At 34.2% G+C, this 21,466-nt stretch carries 19 protein-coding genes; 17 read left to right on the top strand and 2 right to left on the bottom strand.

Annotated features, from left to right (window positions below; genetic code table 11):
* Positions 1 to 10 precede the first annotated feature (10 nt).
* The 6 genes from ACZ446_RS07405 (at position 11) to pepF (ending at position 7,268) form a co-directional block, all read left to right on the top strand.
* Positions 11 to 1,234, top strand: coding sequence for an aspartate kinase (locus tag ACZ446_RS07405; protein WP_464391945.1), 1,224 nt, complete (start codon positions 11 to 13; stop codon positions 1,232 to 1,234).
* 102 nt (positions 1,235 to 1,336) lie between these two features.
* Complete coding sequence (locus tag ACZ446_RS07400) at positions 1,337 to 1,459, top strand: desulfoferrodoxin FeS4 iron-binding domain-containing protein (protein WP_464391944.1); 123 nt, start codon at positions 1,337 to 1,339, stop codon at positions 1,457 to 1,459.
* Between the two features lie 223 nt (positions 1,460 to 1,682).
* The gene (asnS, locus tag ACZ446_RS07395) at positions 1,683 to 3,074 is read left to right on the top strand and encodes an asparagine--tRNA ligase (RefSeq protein WP_464391943.1); all 1,392 of its coding nucleotides are present in this window, start codon (positions 1,683 to 1,685) and stop codon (positions 3,072 to 3,074) included.
* 28 nt (positions 3,075 to 3,102) lie between these two features.
* Positions 3,103 to 4,953, top strand: coding sequence for an FAD-dependent oxidoreductase (locus tag ACZ446_RS07390; RefSeq protein ID WP_464391942.1), 1,851 nt, complete (start codon positions 3,103 to 3,105; stop codon positions 4,951 to 4,953).
* On the top strand, positions 4,946 to 5,479 hold the full coding sequence (locus tag ACZ446_RS07385) for a methylated-DNA--[protein]-cysteine S-methyltransferase (RefSeq protein ID WP_464391941.1): 534 nt from the start codon (positions 4,946 to 4,948) through the stop codon (positions 5,477 to 5,479). The genes ACZ446_RS07390 and ACZ446_RS07385 overlap by 8 nt, the downstream gene beginning before the upstream one ends.
* Positions 5,472 to 7,268, top strand: coding sequence for an oligoendopeptidase F (pepF, locus tag ACZ446_RS07380; RefSeq protein WP_464391940.1), 1,797 nt, complete (start codon positions 5,472 to 5,474; stop codon positions 7,266 to 7,268). The genes ACZ446_RS07385 and pepF overlap by 8 nt, the downstream gene beginning before the upstream one ends.
* A 69-nt stretch (positions 7,269 to 7,337) precedes the next feature.
* Here pepF and ACZ446_RS07375 read toward each other — a convergent pair whose 3' ends face one another.
* Positions 7,338 to 8,132: an alpha/beta hydrolase gene (locus tag ACZ446_RS07375; protein WP_464391939.1), complete on the bottom strand. Its 795-nt coding sequence runs from the start codon at positions 8,130 to 8,132 to the stop codon at positions 7,338 to 7,340.
* Between the two features lie 222 nt (positions 8,133 to 8,354).
* On the opposite strand from ACZ446_RS07375, the gene pepV reads away from it, so the two are divergent.
* From pepV to ACZ446_RS07355, 4 genes are all read left to right on the top strand, one after another.
* On the top strand, positions 8,355 to 9,749 hold the full coding sequence (gene pepV, locus ACZ446_RS07370) for a dipeptidase PepV (RefSeq protein WP_464391938.1): 1,395 nt from the start codon (positions 8,355 to 8,357) through the stop codon (positions 9,747 to 9,749).
* Positions 9,742 to 11,085: a M18 family aminopeptidase gene (locus tag ACZ446_RS07365; RefSeq protein ID WP_464391937.1), complete on the top strand. Its 1,344-nt coding sequence runs from the start codon at positions 9,742 to 9,744 to the stop codon at positions 11,083 to 11,085. The genes pepV and ACZ446_RS07365 overlap by 8 nt, the downstream gene beginning before the upstream one ends.
* A 72-nt stretch (positions 11,086 to 11,157) precedes the next feature.
* Positions 11,158 to 12,369 carry a MalY/PatB family protein gene (locus tag ACZ446_RS07360; RefSeq protein ID WP_464391936.1) on the top strand — a complete coding sequence of 404 codons (1,212 nt, stop codon included), beginning with the start codon at positions 11,158 to 11,160 and terminating at the stop codon, positions 12,367 to 12,369.
* A 45-nt stretch (positions 12,370 to 12,414) separates the two neighbouring features.
* Positions 12,415 to 13,641, top strand: a complete 1,227-nt coding sequence (locus ACZ446_RS07355) for a BaiN/RdsA family NAD(P)/FAD-dependent oxidoreductase (RefSeq protein WP_464391935.1) — start codon at positions 12,415 to 12,417, stop codon at positions 13,639 to 13,641.
* Between the two features lie 91 nt (positions 13,642 to 13,732).
* On the opposite strand, the gene ACZ446_RS07350 is transcribed toward ACZ446_RS07355, so the two are convergent.
* Positions 13,733 to 14,080 (bottom strand): YlbF/YmcA family competence regulator, encoded by a 348-nt coding sequence (locus ACZ446_RS07350; protein ID WP_464391934.1) that lies wholly within the window; start codon positions 14,078 to 14,080, stop codon positions 13,733 to 13,735.
* Positions 14,081 to 14,198: 118 nt separating this feature from the next.
* Between ACZ446_RS07350 and ACZ446_RS07345 the strand changes: the two genes are divergently transcribed.
* From ACZ446_RS07345 to ACZ446_RS07315, 7 genes are all read left to right on the top strand, one after another.
* Complete coding sequence (locus ACZ446_RS07345; RefSeq protein ID WP_464391933.1) at positions 14,199 to 15,386, top strand: FAD-dependent oxidoreductase; 1,188 nt, start codon at positions 14,199 to 14,201, stop codon at positions 15,384 to 15,386.
* 57 nt (positions 15,387 to 15,443) lie between these two features.
* Entirely contained in the window at positions 15,444 to 15,725 is a 282-nt protein-coding gene (locus ACZ446_RS07340; RefSeq protein ID WP_464391932.1) for an acylphosphatase, read from the top strand.
* Between the two features lie 11 nt (positions 15,726 to 15,736).
* Entirely contained in the window at positions 15,737 to 16,333 is a 597-nt protein-coding gene (gene pncA / locus ACZ446_RS07335; protein ID WP_464391931.1) for a bifunctional nicotinamidase/pyrazinamidase, read from the top strand.
* Between the two features lie 40 nt (positions 16,334 to 16,373).
* Entirely contained in the window at positions 16,374 to 17,513 is a 1,140-nt protein-coding gene (locus tag ACZ446_RS07330) for a THUMP domain-containing class I SAM-dependent RNA methyltransferase (RefSeq protein WP_464391930.1), read from the top strand.
* A 10-nt stretch (positions 17,514 to 17,523) separates the two neighbouring features.
* Positions 17,524 to 18,459 (top strand): DMT family transporter, encoded by a 936-nt coding sequence (locus ACZ446_RS07325; protein ID WP_464391929.1) that lies wholly within the window; start codon positions 17,524 to 17,526, stop codon positions 18,457 to 18,459.
* A complete protein-coding gene (locus ACZ446_RS07320; RefSeq protein WP_464391928.1) occupies positions 18,446 to 19,459 on the top strand; it encodes an aspartate-semialdehyde dehydrogenase in 1,014 nt (337 codons plus the stop codon). The genes ACZ446_RS07325 and ACZ446_RS07320 overlap by 14 nt, the downstream gene beginning before the upstream one ends.
* Positions 19,460 to 19,710: 251 nt before the next feature.
* Entirely contained in the window at positions 19,711 to 21,387 is a 1,677-nt protein-coding gene (locus ACZ446_RS07315; protein WP_464391927.1) for a ribonuclease J, read from the top strand.
* The last annotated feature ends 79 nt before the right edge of the window (positions 21,388 to 21,466 follow it).

Below are 21,466 nucleotides of genomic sequence, written 5' to 3'. Positions count from 1 at the left end.
GGTGAAACAATTGTCATTAATTGTACAAAAGTATGGAGGAAGTTCAGTAGCGAATGCAGAATTGATTAAAAATGTTGCCAAAAGAGTAATTGAGGGATATGAGGAAGGCAATCAGATGATTGTAGTAGTCTCTGCTATGGGAGATACAACTGATCATTTAATTGAATTAATGGCGGAAATAACTGATGATCCAGATCCAAGAGAAGTAGATATGCTTTTGACTACCGGGGAGCAGGTTTCAATAGCATTATTAACTATGGCAATTCATTCTTTGGGCTATCCAGCTATTTCACTAACGGGAAGTCAAATGAAAATCAAAACAAATGAAAAACATAACCGGGCAATGATTACTGATATTGACACTACCCGTTTAAAAAAAGAGTTAGCAGAGAATAAAATAGTTATAGTTGCTGGTTTTCAAGGGATTAATGAGAATCAGGATTTCACAACTTTAGGTAGAGGTGGCTCAGATACGACTACAGTTGCAGTTGCAGCTGCTATTGAGGCAGACCGCTGTGAAATTTATTCGGATGTTGATGGTGTATATACTGCTGACCCAAGGATTGTCAAAAATGCAAGCAAATTAGATTATATTTCATATGAAGAAATGTTAGAATTAGCTAATTTGGGGGCCAATGTTTTACATCCAAGAGCAGTAGAACTGGCAAATACCTATGATTTAAAATTATATATAGCATCTAGTTTTAATAAAACTACAGGCACAATTGTTAGAGGAGATGAGCAAATGGAAGGCAAAAAAAATGTAGTTGGAGTAGCGAGTGATTTAGGAGAAATTAAAATTACTGTTGAAAGAGTACCTGATGAACCAGGAATAGCCGGCAGAATGTTTAGATCTTTAGCTGATAATGCAGTTAATGTTGATATGATTATTCAGAACCTGCAGCGGGATGAGCTTAATGATATTACCTTTACAATAAATCAGGAGCAGGAAAGACTGGCACTTAGAGTACTGGAGGATATTAAATCGGAAATAAGATTTGATAACTACAGTATTGATCGTGATGTAGCAAAGATTTCAATTGTTGGAGTGGGAATGCAGTCTACACCTGGTATAGCAGCAAGAATGTTTACTTCTTTAGGAGAGAACGACATTAATATTGGTATGATTACCACCTCTGAAATTAAAATCTCCTGTCTAATTAAAAAAGATGATGCCAATAAAGCAATTAATGTTTTGCATCAGGAATTTAAATTAGATAAAATTAATGATTAAATATTGCAAATTATTTATTTATAACATATAATTAATTTAGGTAATTTTAGCAGCTGAAGCAGCTGTTGTAATTTTTAAATTATAATTAGAGGAGGCTAAAATATGAATGTAAAGAAAAAAGGAGAAGTATATCGCTGTGAAGTTTGTGGTAATGTAGTTGAGGTAAAAGAAGTTGGTGGAGGAGAATTGGTTTGCTGTGGTGAGCCGATGAAGTTAGAAGAATAAATTTCAAAAAATCTATCATGGCCCGGGGTTTACGCTCCGGGCTTTTAAATGCTTTAAGCAAAATAAATTAATAATTTATATCTATTTCTTAAAGGATTTTTCTCTGCTTGCGAGAAGTAAATATAATAGAAAAAGTACTAAAATTTATTTTAGGTAGTTTGTTTCAACTATAATTTTTTTATTTATTATTAAATTAAATAATGATTGGGAGGATATTTATAAAATGAATTATTTTGAAAAGAAAAAAATAAAAGATATTTTAGAAGATAAAATTGATAACTATAAAGACGTTATTGTTATGGGATGGGTGAGAACTAAAAGAGTCTCAAAAAATATTGCCTTTATAGAGATCAATGATGGGAGCACTCTTGAAAACCTGCAGCTCGTTATTTTAAGTCCGGATGAGCATCCGCTGTCAGAAATTAATAGAGGTGCCAGTATTAAAGTTAAAGGTTATTTGGACAAGGTTGAGGGTAGAGAACAGAGTGTAGAAATAAAGGCTGAAGAAATTGAAATAATCGGAGAAGCGCCGGAAGATTTTATCCTTCAAAAAAAGAGACACAGCTTTGAATTTTTAAGAGAAATTGCTCATTTAAGAGCTCGAACCAATACCTTTGGAGTAGTTAATCGTTTCCGCAGTAAAATGTCTTATGCAGTTCATAACTATTTTTATAATAAAGATTTCAAATATATTCACACTCCAATTATTACCTCAGGTGATGCTGAGGGTGCAGGAGAGGTATTTAAAGTCACTACACTTGATTTTGATAAACTTCCCAGAACAGAATCCGGCAAAATAGATTACAGCCAGGATTTTTTTGCTGAAGAGACCGGACTTACTGTTAGTGGGCAATTGGAAGCGGAACTGCTGGCAACTGCTCTTGGAGATGTTTATACCTTTGGCCCAACCTTTAGAGCTGAAAACTCTAATACATCTCGTCACGCTTCAGAATTTTGGATGATTGAGCCTGAGATGGCATTCTGTAATTTAGAAGAAATGATGACTCTCATGGAAGATTTTATCAAAAATTTATTTAAATTTGCTGTTGAAGAAGCTGAAGAAGAAATGGATTTCTTTAATAAATGGATTGATGAGGGTCGTAGAGATATGATTACAAACATTATTGACTCAGATTTTGGTCGAGTGACTTATACAGAAGCTATAGAAATTCTGGAAAATAGTGATCACGATTTTGAATTTCCTGTAAGCTGGGGGATTGATCTGCAGTCTGAGCATGAGAGATATTTAACTGAAGAACATTTCAAAAAACCAATAATGGTTTATAATTATCCCAAGGAAATTAAGGCCTTTTATATGCGCCAGAATGATGATGGAAAAACTGTAGCAGCAGTGGATTGTCTGGTTCCTGGGGTTGGAGAAATTATTGGTGGCAGTCAGCGTGAGGAAAGATATGACAAGCTAAAAACCCGGATGGAAGAATTAAATATGGATCTAGAAAAATATGAGTGGTTTTTAGATATCAGAAAATATGGTTCTGTTCCGCACTCCGGCTTTGGTCTTGGATTTGAAAGGTTATTAATGTATTTATCAGGAATGCAAAATATTAGAGATGTTATCTCTTTCCCTAGGACTCCTGGTAGTGCGAAATTTTAATAAAAATAAGTTTATGAGGAGAGAATAAATGCTGAATAGAGAGAGTTTAGTTTTTATTTTGATATTAATAATATTTTTAGTCTGCAGTTTTACCTTAAACACTCTGGCTGCAGAAAAAATAAATTGTGATTTAGTTGTGTTTTCTGGTGAACCTGAAGGTGTTACAGCAGCGGTTGCTGCGGCTCGGGAAGGTAAAGATGTAACACTTTTAATGACCAGAAAAAAACCTGGTGGCCTAATGACTTATGCTGCTTTAAATTTTTTAGATTTAAACTATGATAGTAAATCCAGAAATATTAATCACGGTATTTTTTCAGAATGGCATCAAAAACTCGGCTCCTCTATTTCTTTTTCTCCTAAAAAAGCAGAAGCTGCCTTTGAGGAAATGCTTGCTGCTGAAGAAAATATTAGAATTATTAATTCTGCTGAACTTAAGTCGGTAAAAGTTAGAGCTGGAAAAATTTCTTATTTAGAAGCTGAAAAAAATAATAAGACCTATCAATTAAATGCTGATTTTTATATTGATGCTTCTCAGGATGGAGATCTGGCTGCAGCAGCTGGAGAAGAATATTTTATTGGTACAGCTGATATAAACTTAAAAGGTCGCTGGATGGCTTCAACTCAGATTTTGAAATTTTCTAGAGTAGAACCACAAAAATTAAAAAATGCAGTAAGAAACAATAAATATCAGGGAAGTCACTTTAGAAATGACCACGCCTGGGGCTTTTCTGATTTTGGAAAAAGTTATCAGCCTCAAAATAAAAATCTTCGTTTAAGGGGTCTAAATATAGTTTTTATCGAAAATAATGGTGGCTATGATGCCTATATAAATGCCCTGCTGTTATTTAATGTAGATCCTTTATCCAAAAAATCTACCGCAGAAGCTAAAAGAATTGCAGCTGTAGAGGCTGAATTAATATTAGAATATTTACAGGCTAATTTAGAAGGTTTTGAAAAGGCAGAATTAAATGATCTACCACCAGAGCTATACCGCAGAGAAAGCAGACATTTCCTGACAGAGTATCAATTAAAAACCCAGGATTTATTTAGACAAAAAATATTTAAAGACACAATAACTTTAGCTTCCTATCCTTTAGATTACCAGGCGGCAGCTCAAGACTATCCAGGTTTTGTTCTATTTAATCCTGAGTATTACGGCATTCCTTTAAGAACTTTAATTGCCAGAAAAAATAATAATTTAATGATTGTTGGCCGCAGCAGTGGTTACAGTTCTTTAGCAGCAGCAAGTGCCAGAGTTCTGCCGCCGGCTATGAATACTGCTGAAGCAGCAGGTATTGCTGTTTCAGAAGCAATAAACAAAAACAAAAGTCCGCTTGAAATTGCAAAAGATAAGGAAAGCCTTAAAAAAATACGTTCAGCTTTGAAGATTAATCTTAATAATTATCCTGCAGAAGCACCAATTGTAGATGATCCTCAGCTTTTAAAAAGTCTGGAAAAGCTGCTTTCCTGGGGAATTACAATTGGGGGTTATAATAATAATTTTAAGTTAGATACAGTACCTAATGAAAAAGAATTTACAGCAATTATTTTAAAAATTATGCAAAAGAAAGAAGCTGACAATCTTTATGAATGGGTTCCTGGTAGTTTGGAAACTTTAAGTTCTAAGAAAAAATTAACTACTACAAATGCTTTAAAATTACTTCTGGCAGCAGAAAGCCAGCGTGTTTTAGAAATGGATGAAGATCAATATTTTAATAATGCTTTGGCATTGGATTTGATTCCTGAGAAATTGAGAGTAGTTTTGACTGAAAATAGAGTAATGAGCCGGAAAGAAATGATTATTTTAGCAGCTCATTATCTGGATCGTTTTGAAACTCCATCTGGCTTAAAAGATATTAGGGGTGAATATTTTGACTAATCAAAGCAGCTATTATACATATTATCCCTCACCAATAGGTATTTTAAAAATAGAATTCAATAAAGAGGCGTTATTAAGAATAGATTTTGACGATCACCTGCGGGAAGTAAAAAACAACTGTCAGAAAAACTTTTATGAAGATAAAAAAATATTAAAAATTTATAATCTTATTTTTGATCAATTAAATCAATATTTTTTAGGAAAAAGAAATTCATTTGAGATTCCTCTGCAGTTAGAGGGCAGCTCATTTGAGCTGAAAGTTTGGAACCATCTGAAAAATATTCCTTATGCTAGTACTTATTCTTATTCTGAATTAGCTGCAGAAATTGGGAAACCTAATGCTGCACGAGCTGTTGGACAGGCCAACTCTCGCAATCCAATTTCAATAATTATTCCCTGTCATCGAGTTATTTCAGCTGATGGAAGCATTAATAGTTATTCCGGGGGAGTCTGGAGAAAAAGATGGCTTTTGAATCATGAAAATAATAAAAGTAAAAATATAGAAAGGAAGATTTCTTTTGTCTAAAGAATTGAAAACAAGAGCAGAAATTGATGATAAATATAAATGGAATTTAAATGATATTTATGCTGATGATCAGAGTTTTGAAACTGAATTAGAAAGAGTTTTAAAAGAGGTTAAGAATATTGATGATTTAAAAGAAAACTTTACAGAGAGTGCTGAAAATTTATTAGCTGCTTTAAATAAAATCATTAAAATTGAAGAACAGACGTCTAAGCTATATGCTTATGCTCACATGAAATATGATCAGAACACTCAAAATGAAAAATATCAAAATTATAAAAACAAAGCTATGATGTGCTATAATAAACTTTCTAATTCAACTGCATTTATGGTGCCGGCAATTATTCAGCTGGGTGAGGAAAAATTAAATGAATTTAAAAAAGCTGAAGCTGAGCTTGAATTTTATAATCATTTTTTCGATGATATATTAAGAAAGAAAGAGCATTATTTATCTGCTGCAGAAGAAAAAATACTGGCGCTTGCAGGAGAAGTTACTCAAAGTTCTGAAAATATTTTCAGCATGTTAAATAATGCTGATTTAGAATTTCCACTGATCGAAGATGAAAACGGGGAAGAACTGCGTTTAACTCACGGCAGATATATTGACCTTTTAAAAAATGAAGATCGTCGGGTTCGCCAGGATGCTTTTGAGGGAATGCACGGTGAGTATCAAAAACTAGAAAATACTTTTGCAGCCGTACTTGACAGTTCGGTTAAAGGTGATGTTTTTTATGCTCGTGCTAGAAAATATGATAGTGCTTTAGAATCAGCTCTTGACAGTGATAATATTTCTACAGATGTTTATAATAACTTAATTGATACAGTATCTGATAATTTAGAGCCCCTCCATCAATATATGGAACTAAAAAAAGAGCTGCTTGAATTAGATGAACTTCATATTTATGATACTTACAAACCTTTAATTGAAGAAGTTGATCTGAAATTTAAGTATGAAGAAACAAAAGAAATAATCAAAAAAGCAGTTAAACCTCTGGGAGAAGACTATATTGAAGTAGTTGACGAAGGTTTTAAATCAGGCTGGATAGATGTTTTCGAGAATAAAGGCAAGCGAGCAGGTGCTTATTCAAGTGGGTGTTATGGAGTTCACCCTTATATTTTAATGAACTATACCCAGGATATTAGTAATTTGTTTACTTTAATTCATGAAATGGGTCATGCAGTACACAGTTATTATTCTAATAAAAATCAGCCTTATTTATATTCTAACTATAAAATTTTTGTGGCTGAAGTAGCTTCTACTCTAAATGAAAATCTTCTTTTAGATTATATGCTGGAAAATGCTGAAAATAGAGAGGAAAAGCTTTATTTATTGAATTATTTCCTGGAAGGTTTCAGGGGTACAGTTTACAGACAGACTATGTTTGCTGAATTTGAAAAAATGATTCATCAAAGTGTGGAAGCTGGAGAAAGTTTAACCTCTCAGGCTATGCAGAAAATGTATCGAAAGTTAAACCAAAAATATTTTGGAGAGGCTTTAGTAATTGATAAAAAGTTGGATTATGAATGGGCCAGAATTCCCCACTTTTATTACAATTTTTATGTCTATAAATATGCTACTGGTTATTCTGCAGCAGCAGCTCTGGCAGATAAAATACAGAATGATGGCCCAACTGCAGCCGCAAAATATTTAGAGTTTTTAAAGGCTGGCGGTAGTGATTACCCACTTAATATTCTAAAGAAGGCTGGAGTAGATATGGAAAAAGCACAGCCTATAGAAAATGCAGCTGCTAAGTTTAAAAGCTACTTGAAACAGCTGCAGGAATTAATGTAAATTTGTATTAGTAGATTATTTTTAGCGGTAAACTGTTATTTTAAAAATAAGTTGTTAAAAATAAGCTGATTATTCGTTAAAAAAATTAATTATGTCCTGAGCACACCTTTCTTTTTCAATGTCATCTGTTATTATATGGGAAGATTTTTGGTAGATTTTTTCCTCTACTAGAAATTTTCCCATTTTTTTATTTAAAAATGCTTTTATCTCACTGCTTGCTACCTGATCGTCCTTTTCAGATAAAATAAGCTGAGTCTCAGTATTTATTTTAGCAGCAGCCTTTCTTCCTTTTTTAATCAGTTTATACAATTCTGCCAGAGCTGAAGTATAATAATTAGAGCTGTAATTATTATGAAAGTCAATTTCAGCTGGGGTAGAATTGTCAGAATCCAGATCAAAGCCCTTGTCTAATTTTTTGACAATATGCTTTATATATGGTGTAAAAATTATATTTTTATTTTTAGTGAAAAATGCAGGAGCAACTAGTGACAACTTTTTAATTTTAAATTGAGCAGCCAGCAAAGCAGCCAGTAAACCGCCCATTGAAAGACCTGCTGCATAGATTTCTTCATAGTTACTGCTTAACTCTAAATAACTATCTACAGCTTTCCGCAGCCACTGTTCTGCATTACTATTTAAAAAGTCAGTAATATTTGTACCATGCCCAGGAAGCCTTGGAATATAAACCGGAATCCCTAAATTTTCATTGATTTTTTCAGCTGCATAAAGCCAGTTCTTGCTTTTACCACCATAACCATGTAATAGTAAAACAGCCTGTTTACTCTTATTATTTTTAAAGCCAATTTTTCTTTCTCTTCCCAGTGGATTGATTGCAGTTGAACTATCTATTTGATTTAATTTCATTATTTGATCACCCTTATCTTTAATTTATTTTACTATAAGATATATTTTAATTCAAAGAGGATTCAAATTGTCATTAAATTGTAATATATTATATTTTAAATTTATAACTAAAAATGATAGAATAGTAGCTAGATAATTAATAAAAGTAAATACATAAAAATTTTAGGAGGTGTAAAGTTTAGTAGTTTTTAGACTATTAAACTAAATATGAAGGATAAAATTATGGAAAGAGCCGAAAGTTTAAGAGATGATATGGTTTTAACTACTCAAGAATTAGTTAGAATTCCAAGTGTTGAGGCTGAAGCTGTAGGAGAATATCCGTATGGTAAAGAAGTATATAAGGCTTTAGCAAAGGCTTTAGAAATCTCTGAAGCTATGGGTTTTAAAACTAAAAATATAGATAATCAGGCCGGCCATGTTGAAATGGGTGAGGGAGAAGAAATTTTAGCTCTGCTCTGTCATGTAGATGTAGTACCAGAAGGAAGTAACTGGACTTATCCACCGTATGCAGCTGAGGTTCATAATAATAAAATTTTTGGTAGAGGTACAATTGATGATAAGGGGCCTGCAGCAGCAGCCTTATATGCAATGAAAATAGTAAAAGATTTAAATATTAAATTAAATAAAAAAGTAAGATTAATTTTAGGTACTAATGAAGAATCAGGTATGGCATCTTTAAACTATTATTTTCAGAAAGAAAAAATGCCGGAGTTAGCCTTTAGTCCTGATGCAACATTTCCAGCAATTCATGCTGAAAAAGGAATTTTAGATTTAAAATTTTCAACTGATTTAAAAACAGAAAATAAAAAGGGTTTAAAGCTCGAGAAAATCAAAGGTGGAAATGCTGCTAATATGGTTCCTGATTATGCAGAAGCAGTTTTAAGTGGGATTAATAAAGCTGAATTAGAAAAACTTTTAGCAGAAATTGATTATGAGAAAGCTGATTTAAAGTTAGAAGCAGCTGGAAATAAATTAAAATTATCTTATACCGGTATTTCAGCCCATGGAAGTATGCCAGAAGAGGGTAAAAATGCAATTTCTTATTTAATTAAGATTTTGGCTGAGCTGCCTTTTGCCAACTCTAAAGCTAAAGAATTCTTTAACTTTTACAGCAGCAAAATTGGAATCGAATATGATGGAGCTTCAATCGGCTGTAAAGATCAGGATGATGTTCCAACAGCCCTGACTTTTAATACTGGTGTGATTAAGGGAGATCAAAACAAGGTTGAATTTATTGTTAATATTCGTTACCCAGTTAAATCCAGTGCAGAAAAGGTAACTGCTGATATTAGAAATAATCTTGACCAAGATTTAATTAAAGTTGAGATTTTAAAAGATGCTGAACCTTTATATGTTGCTAAAGATGATCCCTTTATTCAGAAGTTAATGGCTGCTTATCAGGAATTTACAGGTGATAAAAGTGATCCCATAGCCATTGGTGGAGGAACTTATGCCCGCCTGGTTGATAAAGGTGTGGCTTTTGGACCTCTATTCCCGGGCCAACCTGAACTGGCACATCAGAAAGACGAGTATATTGAAATAGAGGATCTTGTAAAAAGTGCAGCTATTTATGCTAAGGCAATCATTGATATCGCAGGGGTGAAGGATAATGAATAATCAGGCAGAAGAACTATTAGAATTTCTTAATAGTTCCCCAACTGCTTTCCATGCTGCAGCTGAAATAAAAAAGGAGCTGCAGCAGGCAGGTTTTAAGGAACTTGATCCTTCTCAGAAATGGAATCTAGAAAGAGGAAAAAAATATTTTATCAGCCGCAATAAGTCTGCAGTAATTGCTTTTATAACAGGTGAGGACTTTTTAAATCAGGGTTTTAGAATTATCTCATCACATACAGATAGCCCTGCCTTAAAGGTAAAACCGGATCCGATTGTTAAAAAAGATAATTATTATCTTTTGAATACCGAAATTTACGGCAGTCCAATTTTAAATACCTGGTATGATAGAGATTTGTCGCTGGCTGGAAAAATAGTTCTAAAGGACAGTAATTCATTCACCCTAAAAGAAGAACTGATTGATTTTAAGGAAAGTACAGCAGTGATTCCCAACCTTGCAATTCATTTAAACAAAAATGTTAATGAAGATGGTGAAATTGACAAGAAAAAAGGTTTGAGAGCATTAATTACTCAAAAACAGGATTTAGACAAAAGCGGAAATAAGGCTGAAAGCTCTGCAGAGTCTGGAACAGAAATAGACCAGGCCGAAAAATTGTCTTTAGAAAAGTTAATCGGAAAACATACTGATTACAGCGAAGAAGAGATTTTAGAGGCAGAACTCTATTTATATCCAGTTGAAAAAGCAAAATTTGTAGGTGCTGAGCAGGAGTTTATTTCAGCAGGCTGTCAGGATAATCTGGCAATGGTTCATGCGGCTTTAAAATCTATCCTGAAATCAGAGGCTAAAGCCTGGACTCAGATGGCTCTTTTTTATGATAATGAAGAAATCGGAAGCCACACTCCTCAGGGAGCTGACTCTCCTTTTGCAGGAAATATAATAGAAAGAATCATCTATAATCTGGCTGCAGAAAAGGAAGATTATTACAGCATCATCGAAAAATCATTTTTAGTCTCTGCAGATATGGCTCATGCTCTTCATCCAAATTTTAGTGAAGAATATGATGAAAACAATCGCCCCTTATTAAACCAGGGCCCGGTTCTGAAGTATAATGCTAACTTAAAATATACTACAAATGCTTCAACAGCTGCTGTTTTAATTGATTTAATGAAAAAAAATGATATACCATTTCAATATTATACTAACCGCACTGACAAAACAGGAGGGTCTACAATTGGCCCTATTGCAGCAACACAGCTCGGGATTAAAAGTATAGATCTCGGCAGTCCCTTACTGGCTATGCACTCTACTCGAGAGTTAGGTGGTAGTTTTGACCACAAGCAGATGATTAAGCTGATGTCTTTATTTTATCAAAGCCTTTAAATTAATTTGATAAAATATTAAATATTATTTAAAAAATATATAGATAAAATATTTAAACTGGGAGGAATTAGATTGGATAAATTTGACTTTTCAAAATTAGAAAATAGAGCTAATACAATGTCTGCAAAATGGGACAAACGAAAAGAGATATTTAACAATGAAGATATTTTACCGCTGTGGGTAGCTGACTCCGATTGGCAGACAGCTCCTGCAGTAAAGGAGAGTTTATTAAAAAGAGCTGAAGCAGGAATATTTGGCTATAGTTTTGCTGATCAGAGTGTTGAAGAGGCAGTAGAAAATTGGCTTCAGAAAAGATTTGATCTGCAAATAGATAGAGATTGGCTGATTTTCGATACAGGTGTTGTTCCGGCTATTAATTTTACTTTAAAGGCAATCTGTGAAGATAATGATGCTGTTATAATTCAGCCACCAGTTTATCAACCGTTTTTTTCAGCAGTAAAGAATAATAACTGTCAGCTTATCGAAAATGAATTAATCAATAAAGATAGTCATTATATGATGGATCTAGACAAATTAGAAAATCAGATTGAAACAGCTAAAGCTAAAGGCAAAAATGTCAGAGCAATGATATTTTGCAGCCCCCACAATCCAGTAGGTAGAGTCTGGAAAGAATCTGAACTAATTGAACTGCTGCGCATTTTAAAAAGAGAAAATATTTACCTTTTGAGTGATGAAATACATGCCGATTTGGTTTATCCAGGTGCTGAACATCATCCTGCTTTGAAGCTTATTTTAGAAAAAGAAGAATTTAAAGAATACAGGCAAAAGGTGATTTCGTATCTGGCTGCCAGTAAAACTTTTAATATTGCAGGTTTACATACCTCCTATACTATTATTGAGTCAAAAGAGCTGCGTGCAGCTTATAATAAGGCAAAAGATGGTTTTGGAACTGGCAACAGTCCATTTGGTCTTATCGGACTAAAAACTGCCTATAACGAGGGAGAAGAGTGGTTAGAAGAACAGCTTAAATACTTAAAGAATAACTATGATTTTCTCAAAGAATTTCTGCAGACTGAATTAGCTCAAATAAAATTAATTAAGGCAGAAGGTACCTATTTAGCCTGGTTGGACTGCAGTCAGCTGGGATTTGAAACTGATAAAGAACTAATTGAATTTATGAACCAAAAGGCTGAGGTTGGACTTAATCCTGGCCGCTGGTTTGGCGATGCAGGTTCAATGTACATGCGCTTAAACTTAGCCTGTCCCCGTCAGCGTTTAGAAAAAGGATTAAACAGAATAAAAAAAGCGGTAGAAAATTTATAAGAAGTATGAAGCAATATTTTCTTTGCAAAGAAAGGAAGTTATAATTTGGCTAGAGTAGTTGTTATTGGTGGTGGTCCTGCAGGAATGATGGCAGCTCTGCAGGCAGCTGAGAATGGAAATAAGGTTATTTTAATTGACAGGAATAAAAATCTGGGCAAAAAATTATTAATAACCGGTAAAGGCCGCTGTAATTTAACCAATTATTCACCTTTAAATCAGCATATAAAAAATATTATTGACAACCCGGAATTTATGTACAGTTCTTTAGCAGAGTTTGATGCCTACAGGCTTTATTATTTTTTCGAAGGTCTGGGGCTGCCCTTGAAAATTGAAAGAGGAGACCGTGTATTCCCGAAATCAAACCGATCTCAGGCTGTTTTGAAAGTACTGCAGAAGGAATTATTTAAAAAAGATGTCGAAATAATACAGGATCAGGCAGTTGAAATTTTAAAAAATGGGCAGCAAGTTAAAGGCCTTAGATTAAAATATCAGGGCCAGCTCCAGGCCGATAAAATAATTTTAGCAGCCGGCGGCAGCTCTTACCCACAAACAGGATCTGACGGTAGCGGCTTTCAGCTGACCCGGGGTTTAGGTCACCAAATAGTTAAGCCAGAACCTGGTTTATGCGGTCTTAAGACTAAAGAAAATTGGATCTATCAGGCAAACGGTTTAAAATTAAAATATGTTGATCTAAAATTAAATAAAGCTGGCGAAGAAATTTACAGTGGTTTTGGAGATCTAGAAATCAGAAACGGTTATTTGGATGGCCCTCTGGTTATTTCAGCTTCAATGTTTATTGATTCTGATCCCAAAAATTATCAGCTTGAAATTGATTTAAAACCAGCTCTAGACTATCAGAGTTTGGATAAGAGGATTTTAAGAGATTTTGAAAAGTACAGCAACAAATATTTTGGCAACAGTCTTGATGATTTATTACCAAAAAAGATGATTCCTATCTTTCTAAAGCTTTCTTCGATCGATTATAAAAAGACAGTAAACCAGATTACTGCAGCTGAAAGGGAAGAATTGTTAGACTTATTTAAAAGCTTAAAATTGAATATAGAAGCTAAAAAAGGTTTTGAAAGGGCAATTGTTACCCGAGGTGGGGTCAGCACTGAAGAAATTGATCCTAAAACGATGGAATCAAAACTGATTGATGGTTTATATTTTGCTGGAGAAATAATAGATGTAGCAGCAATGACAGGTGGCTATAATCTGCAGATTGCTTTTGCAACTGGTTTTAAAGCAGGAAATAGTTTAAATGGAGAATAGTTTAAATTAAGAGCTGAAAAATTTCAAATAAAAAAGAAAAAACCGCAGCCAGCTGACTGCGGTTCCGTTCAAAATTTAATTATATTATTAATTACTCAGCGTCTTCGTTTTGACCCTGAAGTTTTTGTGTAATTACCTGATTTACAGAATTCATTAACTGATTGAAATGATTTTGAGCTTCATAAAATTCAGCAATTTTATCGTTTTGCTTCATTTTTTGCTCCATCATTTGTAATTCCTGTTTTTGTTCATCAGTCATCTGCTTACCATTCTGCTGCATCATTTGTGCCTGCTGATACTTAGCATTTAAATCATCAAGCATTGACTTTGCATCTTCATCTTCAACCATCTTTTCTTCTTTTTCTCTTAAATCCTGAAATTCCTGTGAATCAACAATTGCTTCTGCAAGATCTTCCGCATATTCCATAACTGTTGCCATTTAATTTCACCTCAATTAAATTATTTAGATTTATTTTGTTTTCTAATAACCATATTTATGTTAACATCAAGTAGTACTGATGTCAAATAAGAATCAGAATCAATAGGGGGAATTTATAATGTCAAACGACTTAAAAATTGAAGTATATTCTAAAGATTGGTGTCCATATTGTAAGAAAGCAAAGGCATTTTTAAAAAGCAAGGGCTTAAAATTTGAAGAAATTGATATTGAAGAAGGTGACAGCTATGAGGTAATGAAACAGAGAACTGGAAACAAAACTGTACCTCAAATTATAATTAACGACCAGAGTCTTGGGGGCTATGATGACCTGATAGATTTAGAAAACAAAGGTGAGTTCAACCCACTTATAGGGAGAGAGGCCAAAGATTTATCTACCAAAGAATGGGAACTAGTTATTATCGGGGCGGGACCAGCTGCACTAAATGCTGCTCTTTATGCCGTCCGCAAAGGAATTGATCTGCTTTTATTAACCAAAGATATTGGGGGACAGGTAATTACTACTAATGAAATTGATAATTATTTAGGCAAAGCAGATACCACAGGGGCAGATTTAATCTATGATTTTTGGGACCATATAGCAAAGTATGAGGTAAAGACTGTTATCGGAGAAGAGGCTGTAGGAATTGAAGACCGCGAAAATAAAAAAGTGATCAAAACTGATAATGGAAAGAAATATATAACTAAGTCTATAATTATTGCAACAGGAGCTCAAAAACGTCATCTGGGAATGAAGCAGGAATATGTTTTAACAGGTAAGGGAGTTCACTACTGTGCCAGTTGTGATGCTTTTCTCTACAAAGGTCAGCCGGTAGCGGTAGTTGGAGGTGGAAACTCCGGACTCGAAGCTGCTCTGGATTTAGCTAATATTGGCTGTGAAGTCGATTTAATAGAAGTGCAGCCAGTGCTGATGGGAGATGAATACCTTCAGGAAAAAATTAATAAGAACGAGAAGATTAAAGTCCATACTTCGACAACTGTGGCAGAAATTATTGGTGAAGATAAACTAGAATCAATAATAATTAAAAATGTAGAAGATGAGTTGACAGAAGAACTTGATATCAACGGACTTTTTATCGAAATTGGTTTAATTGCCAACAGTGATTTTGTTAAAGATCTAGTGAAAACAAATAAGCAGAAAGAAATTTTAATCAATCAAAGAAATGAGACCGGAGTTGAAGGAATCTGGGCTGCAGGTGATGTGACAGATATTATAGATAAGCAGATTATAATCTCAGCTGCTGAGGGAGCTAAAGCAGCTTTAAGAGTTAATCAATATTTAGACTGATAATTTGCTAGATAATAGATAACTATGTATAATATAAACAAACGGAGGTGTTGCTAAATGGCTGCAGAAAAAGTTCAGAAGCATATTTTCATTTCTGGAAGAGTTCAGGGAGTAGGATTTAGAGCTTTTATTAGAAGAGAGGCAGCTGTTTTGAATATAGAAGGTTGGGCTAAAAACCTAGCAGATGGTAGAGTAGAAACAATAATCCAGGGTGATCAAAAAAAGGTAGATCAGATGATCTCCAAACTTCGGGAAGGACCTTCTTATGCCAAAGTAGAAAATTTAAAAATTATTGATGAAGACCTTAGCGATTTTAGTGATTTTAAGATTAAGTTTTAAGGGGTGATCTTATGGCAGATGCTTTAATTGTTGTAGATTTACAGAATGATTTTTACGAAGCTGGGGCTTTAGCAGTTCCAAATGCATCGGAAGTTAATGAGACAGTTAATCAGTTGTTAGTGTCAGAAGAATATAAGGTTATTGTTGCTTCTCAGGATTGGCATCCGGCTTCACACTTAAGCTTTGCTTCAAACCACAATCAGGAGCCATTTACCCCTTTTAGTGATCAAGAAGGACTCGGGCCAGTTTTATGGCCCGATCACTGTGTTCAGCTGACAGAGGGAGCAGAGTTTAATTCTAATATCAGGACCGAACATTTCGATTATATAATCAGAAAGGGTACTGATCCGGAAGTAGACAGTTACTCAGCTTTTCAGGATAATGATGGCTCTAAACTAGGTTTAGCAGGTTTACTGCAGTCATTAGAAGTCGAAGAAGTTGATATTGTAGGTTTAGCTTTTGATTACTGTGTTAAGTATACTGCTTTAGATAGTGCTAAAAGTGGATTTAAGACTAATGTTATACTAGCAGGAACCAGAGCTGTTAACCCGGAAGAAGATGATGAGACAAAGGCTGATTTGAAAGCGGCTGGGGTCAAATTAAAATAATATTCAAAATAGAAGTTGAAAATAAAAGGAGAGAATTTTTTTGGACAAAATAGAGTTAATGGCAACTAGTACCTTTGGTATGGAAGCTTTAGTAAAAAAAGAAGTAAATGACCTGGGATATGAAATTACCGAGGTTAAAAATGGCAGGATTACTTTTTTAGGTGACCTGCAGGCAGTAGCCAGAGCAAATCTGTGGCTTAGAACTGCAGAGAGAGTTCTGGTGAAAATAGGAGATTTTAAAGCAGAAGACTTTGACGAACTGTATGATGGAGTTAGAAGTTTGGACTGGCCCAGCTGGCTGCCTGAAAATGCAAAATTTCCAGTTAGTGCTAAATCAATTGATTCCAAATTAAGCAGTGTTCCAACCTGCCAGTCAGTCACTAAAAAAGCTGTAGTGGACAGGTTGAAAGCAGAATATCAAAGAGAGTGGTTTGATGAAGATGGCCCTCTTTATCCGATAGAGCTTGCTTTATACAAAGATCGAGCTATTTTAACAATTGATACATCTGGTACTGGGCTGCACAAAAGAGGTTATAGAGAACTATCAGTTAAAGCACCTATTCAGGAAACAATTGCAGCTGGGATGGTTTATTTAAGCCGCTGGGACAAAGATAGAATATTAGTCGATCCCTTTTGTGGTTCAGGTACAATTTTGATTGAAGCGGCTATGATGGCTAAAAATCAGGCTCCAGGACTAAAAAGGAAGTTTAATTCAGAAAAATGGCCGATCTTTGATGATTTCGAATGGCCCAGAGCCAGGGTTGAGGCAAAAAAAGCCAAAAAGATTAATGTTGAGCCCCGCTTAATAATGGGTTATGACCGAGATCCAGAAACAATCAGTATTGCACGCTATCATGCCAAACAGGCAGGGGTAGAAGATATCATTCACTTTCAGGAACAGGAATTTAAAGATTTTTCAACAAACCGCAAATATGGTTATATAATTACAAACCCACCTTATGGTGAGCGAATGGGAGAAAAAGAAGAGGTTGAAGAATTATATAGAACAATGGGAGAAAAGTTTTTAAAACTTGAAACCTGGTCTTACTATATTATTACCTCCCATTCTAAATTTGAAGAAATCTTTGGCAAAGAGGCAAGTAAAAGGCGAAAATTATATAATGGTGGGGTAGAGACTCAATACTATCAGTATTATGGTCCCTGGCCTCCAAAGAATTGAGTAAAAGCAGATGCTGAGATTTAGAAAGTATTTTCCTTATTTGGCAGGTTTAGTTTTTAGTTCAATATTTGGTTTTTCATTTTTGTTTACCAAGGAGGGATTGGAGCTGATGACTCCTTTCCATCTGCTTGGTTTTCGTTTTGCAATCGCCTTTGCTTCCTTGAGTATTTTAAGAATTATTGGTATAATAAATATCAATTTGAAAGCTAAAAATTTGAAAAAGCTGTTTCTTCTAGCAATATTTCAACCGGGAATTTATTTTATCTGTGAAACCACAGGTATGTTATATACAACTTCATCTGAAGCGGGAATGATGATTGCTTTGATTCCAGTAGCAGTTACTATTCTGGCAGCTTTAATTTTAAATGAAAGGCCTACCTTCTTACAGAGTATTTTTGTTGCCTTATCTGTGGGGGGCGTTTTCTTTATTATTTTTAATAGAGGAGCCTCGCCAATAGCAGGGAATTACTTAGGTTTAATTTTGTTGGGAGGATCTGTAATTGCAGCTGGATTTTATAATATCATATCCAGACAGCTATCCTTAGAATTTAAGCCGGTTGAGATTACATATGTAATGATGGGTTTTGGTGCTTTTTTGTTTAACACAATTGCCTTATATCAAAATAATTTTGAATTGAGCAGTTATTTTAATTTGTTGACAAACCGGGTTGTTCTGATAACTGTGCTTTATTTAGGAGTATTTTCATCTGTTGTAGCCTTTTTTATGATGAACTATACTTTATCTAAAATAACAGCAGCTGAATCAGCAGTTTTTGCAAATTTAACTACAGTTGTTTCAATAGTTGCTGGAGTAGTTTTTAGAAATGAACCCTTTTTTAAATTTCAAGTAGTTGGAGCAGTGTTAATTATAATTGGTGTCTGGGGAACAAATTACTTTGGACGCCCCGTAGTCGAGAAAGGAGAAGAAATTTATGAAAAAGTATAATGTAGCAGTAGTAGGTGCAACAGGTTTAGTAGGTAGAGAAATGCTTAAAACTTTAAGTCAGAGGAATTTTCCTATTGATGAGCTTAAGGTTATAGCATCTGAGCGTTCTGAAGGAAAAAAAATTCAATTTGAAGATAGAGAGCTAACAGTAGAATCTGTAAAAGAAGGAACTTTTGAGGGAATTGATATTGCCTTATTCTCTGCAGGTAGTGGTGTCTCGAAAGAAGTAGCACCTCAGGTAAAAAAAGCAGGGGGTATTGTAATAGATAACAGCAATGCCTTTAGAATGAATCCCGATGCTCCCTTGGTAGTACCAGAAGTTAATGGTGAGGATTTAAAGGGACATCAGCAGATCATTGCTAATCCAAACTGTTCTACTATTCAGATGGTAATGCTGTTAAAACCACTCGCTGAAAAATATGGTCTAAAAAGATTAGTGATCAACACCTACCAGGCTGTCTCTGGTGCAGGCAAGAAAGCTGTTGATGAGTTAATTGAGCAGACTAAAGCCTATTTAAATCAGGAAGAAATAAAAAATGAAAATTTTAATCATCAGATTGCCTTTAATGCAATTCCACAAATTGATGTCTTTTTAGATAATGATTATACTAAAGAAGAGATGAAAATGGTTAATGAATGTCATAAAATTCTACATAATCCAGATTTGCCTGTTACAGCAACCTGTGTTAGAATTCCTGTAATTTTTGGACATGGAGAATCTTTAAATATTGAACTAAACAGCAGTTTTGATATTGAAGCTGTAAAAGAACTTTTTGCCAGCACTCAAAATGTAGAGGTTGTGGATGATCCAGCTCAGGAAAAATATCCACTGCAGATAGATACCGAAAAAAATGATAATGTTTTAGTAGGAAGAATAAGAAGAGATAACTCAGTTGAAAATGGTATTAATCTCTGGCTGACTGCAAACAATTTGAGAAAAGGTGCTGCTTTAAATGCAGTCCAGATTGCAGAATATTTAATAGAAAATGATTTAGTCTAAAAATTCTAAAAGCTTAATTCTGCTTGTTTTTTATTTCAATACTATGTATAATAGTATTAACGCTTTGGACGGGTTTCTTATTTTTAAAAATTTACAGGCAGAATTAAGCAATTTTTTTATGTTTAAATTTAAGACTTGTATGATAATAATTATGAAATGATGAAGATGAAATTTAAAGTGAAGACAGTGAAATTTGAAAATGACGATTTAACTTTGGTTTTAAAATACTATGGAGGTGTTTTGTTTTTTAAATGAATGACAACAATAAAATAAAAAATGTTTCGATGACTACACTTGGTGGAGTAGGAGAAATAGGTAAGAATATGTGGGTTCTGGAAATTGGCGATGAAATGTTGATAATTGATTCGGGAGTTAAATTTCCGGAAAATGATCTACTGGGAATTGATCTTGTGATTCCTGATTATGAGTATGTGATTAAGAACAAGGATAAAATTAACGGAATTGTTCTGACACATGGTCACTTAGATCATATTGGAGGCTTACCTTACTTATTAAAAGAGATAAATGCTCCTATTTATGGAACGAAATTAACTCTTGGACTATTAGAAGGGAATTTAAAAGAACATCGTCTTCTAAAAGACACAAGATTAAAAGTAGTTCATCCGGGTAAACAGTATCAGGTAGGTAATTTCGGAGTTGAGTTTTTAAGAGTAAATCACAGTATCGCTGATACCTGTGCACTTGCTATTGAAACTCCGCTGGGCACCATTGTCTATGCTAGTGACTTTAAATTTGACCAGACTCCAATTGATGGCGAAGTTGCAGATTTTCATAGATTGGCAGAGCTTGGAGACAGCGAAGAAGGTGTTCTAGCTTTATTCTCTGATAGTACAAATGTAGAAAGAGAAGGTTATACCTTATCTGAAAAGGTTGTGGGAGAAACTGTGGACGAAATACTTAGAGGAGCCAGGGAGAGAGTAATTATTGCTACCTTTGCTTCAAATATCCACAGGGTTCAGCAGATTGTTGATGCAGCCTTTAAATACAACAGAAAAATTGCTTTTTCTGGCCGCAGTATGATTAATAATGTTGATATTGCGCGCAGACTTGGTTATTTACAGATACCTGATGATATGATAGTTGATATCAGAGATATAGGTGATATTCCTGATAGCAAAGTAACTTTACTGACTACAGGTAGTCAGGGAGAACCTTATGCTGCTCTAACAAGGATGGCCCGGGGAGACCATTACCATATTAATATTAAAGATGGAGATACAGTTATGATATCTGCTTCTGCTATTCCGGGTAATGAAAAATTAGTTGGTGAAACTATAAATAAACTTTACCGCCGAGGAGCCAATGTAATTTATGAAGATGTTTCTGGTGTTCATGTTTCTGGTCATGCCAGTCAGGAAGAGTTAAAATTAATGCTAAACCTGGTCAAGCCAAAATACTTTGTGCCTGTACATGGTGAATACAGACATCTTTATAAACATGCAGACCTGGCAGAAAAAGTTGGAATCCCAAGTGACAATATTTATATTGCTGATGTTGGAGATAAGATTAATTTCTCTGAAGAAAAAGTCAGCAAAGATTATAATGTACAGTCAGGTGATGTACTGATTGACGGCCTGGGTGTAGGTGATGTAGGTAATATTGTTCTAAGAGATAGAAAATTATTATCTGAAGACGGGATAATTATAGTTGTTGTTACAATTGATAAACACGGTAATATTCTGGTAGGCCCAGATATTATTACCCGCGGATTTGTTTATATTAGAGAATCCGAAGAATTAATTGAAGCAGCTACTCAGAGGGTTGAAGATGCACTTAAAGACTGTGAAGAAAATAATGTAACTGAATGGTCTGTGCTCAAAAATACTATTCGCAACTCACTTAATAATTACATTTACCAAAAAATAAAAAGAAATCCAATGATTTTACCTGTAATTATGGAAGTATAGAAACTAAATAAATTAACCAGCTGTGTAAAAGCAGCTGGTTTTAAATTTGAACACATGTTTCTAAATGTGCTATAATGAT

It is taken from the genome of Halanaerobium sehlinense (assembly GCF_055379485.1).
The sequence above is the reverse complement of the archived record's forward strand: the minus strand, read 5'-3'. Positions and strand labels throughout refer to the sequence as shown.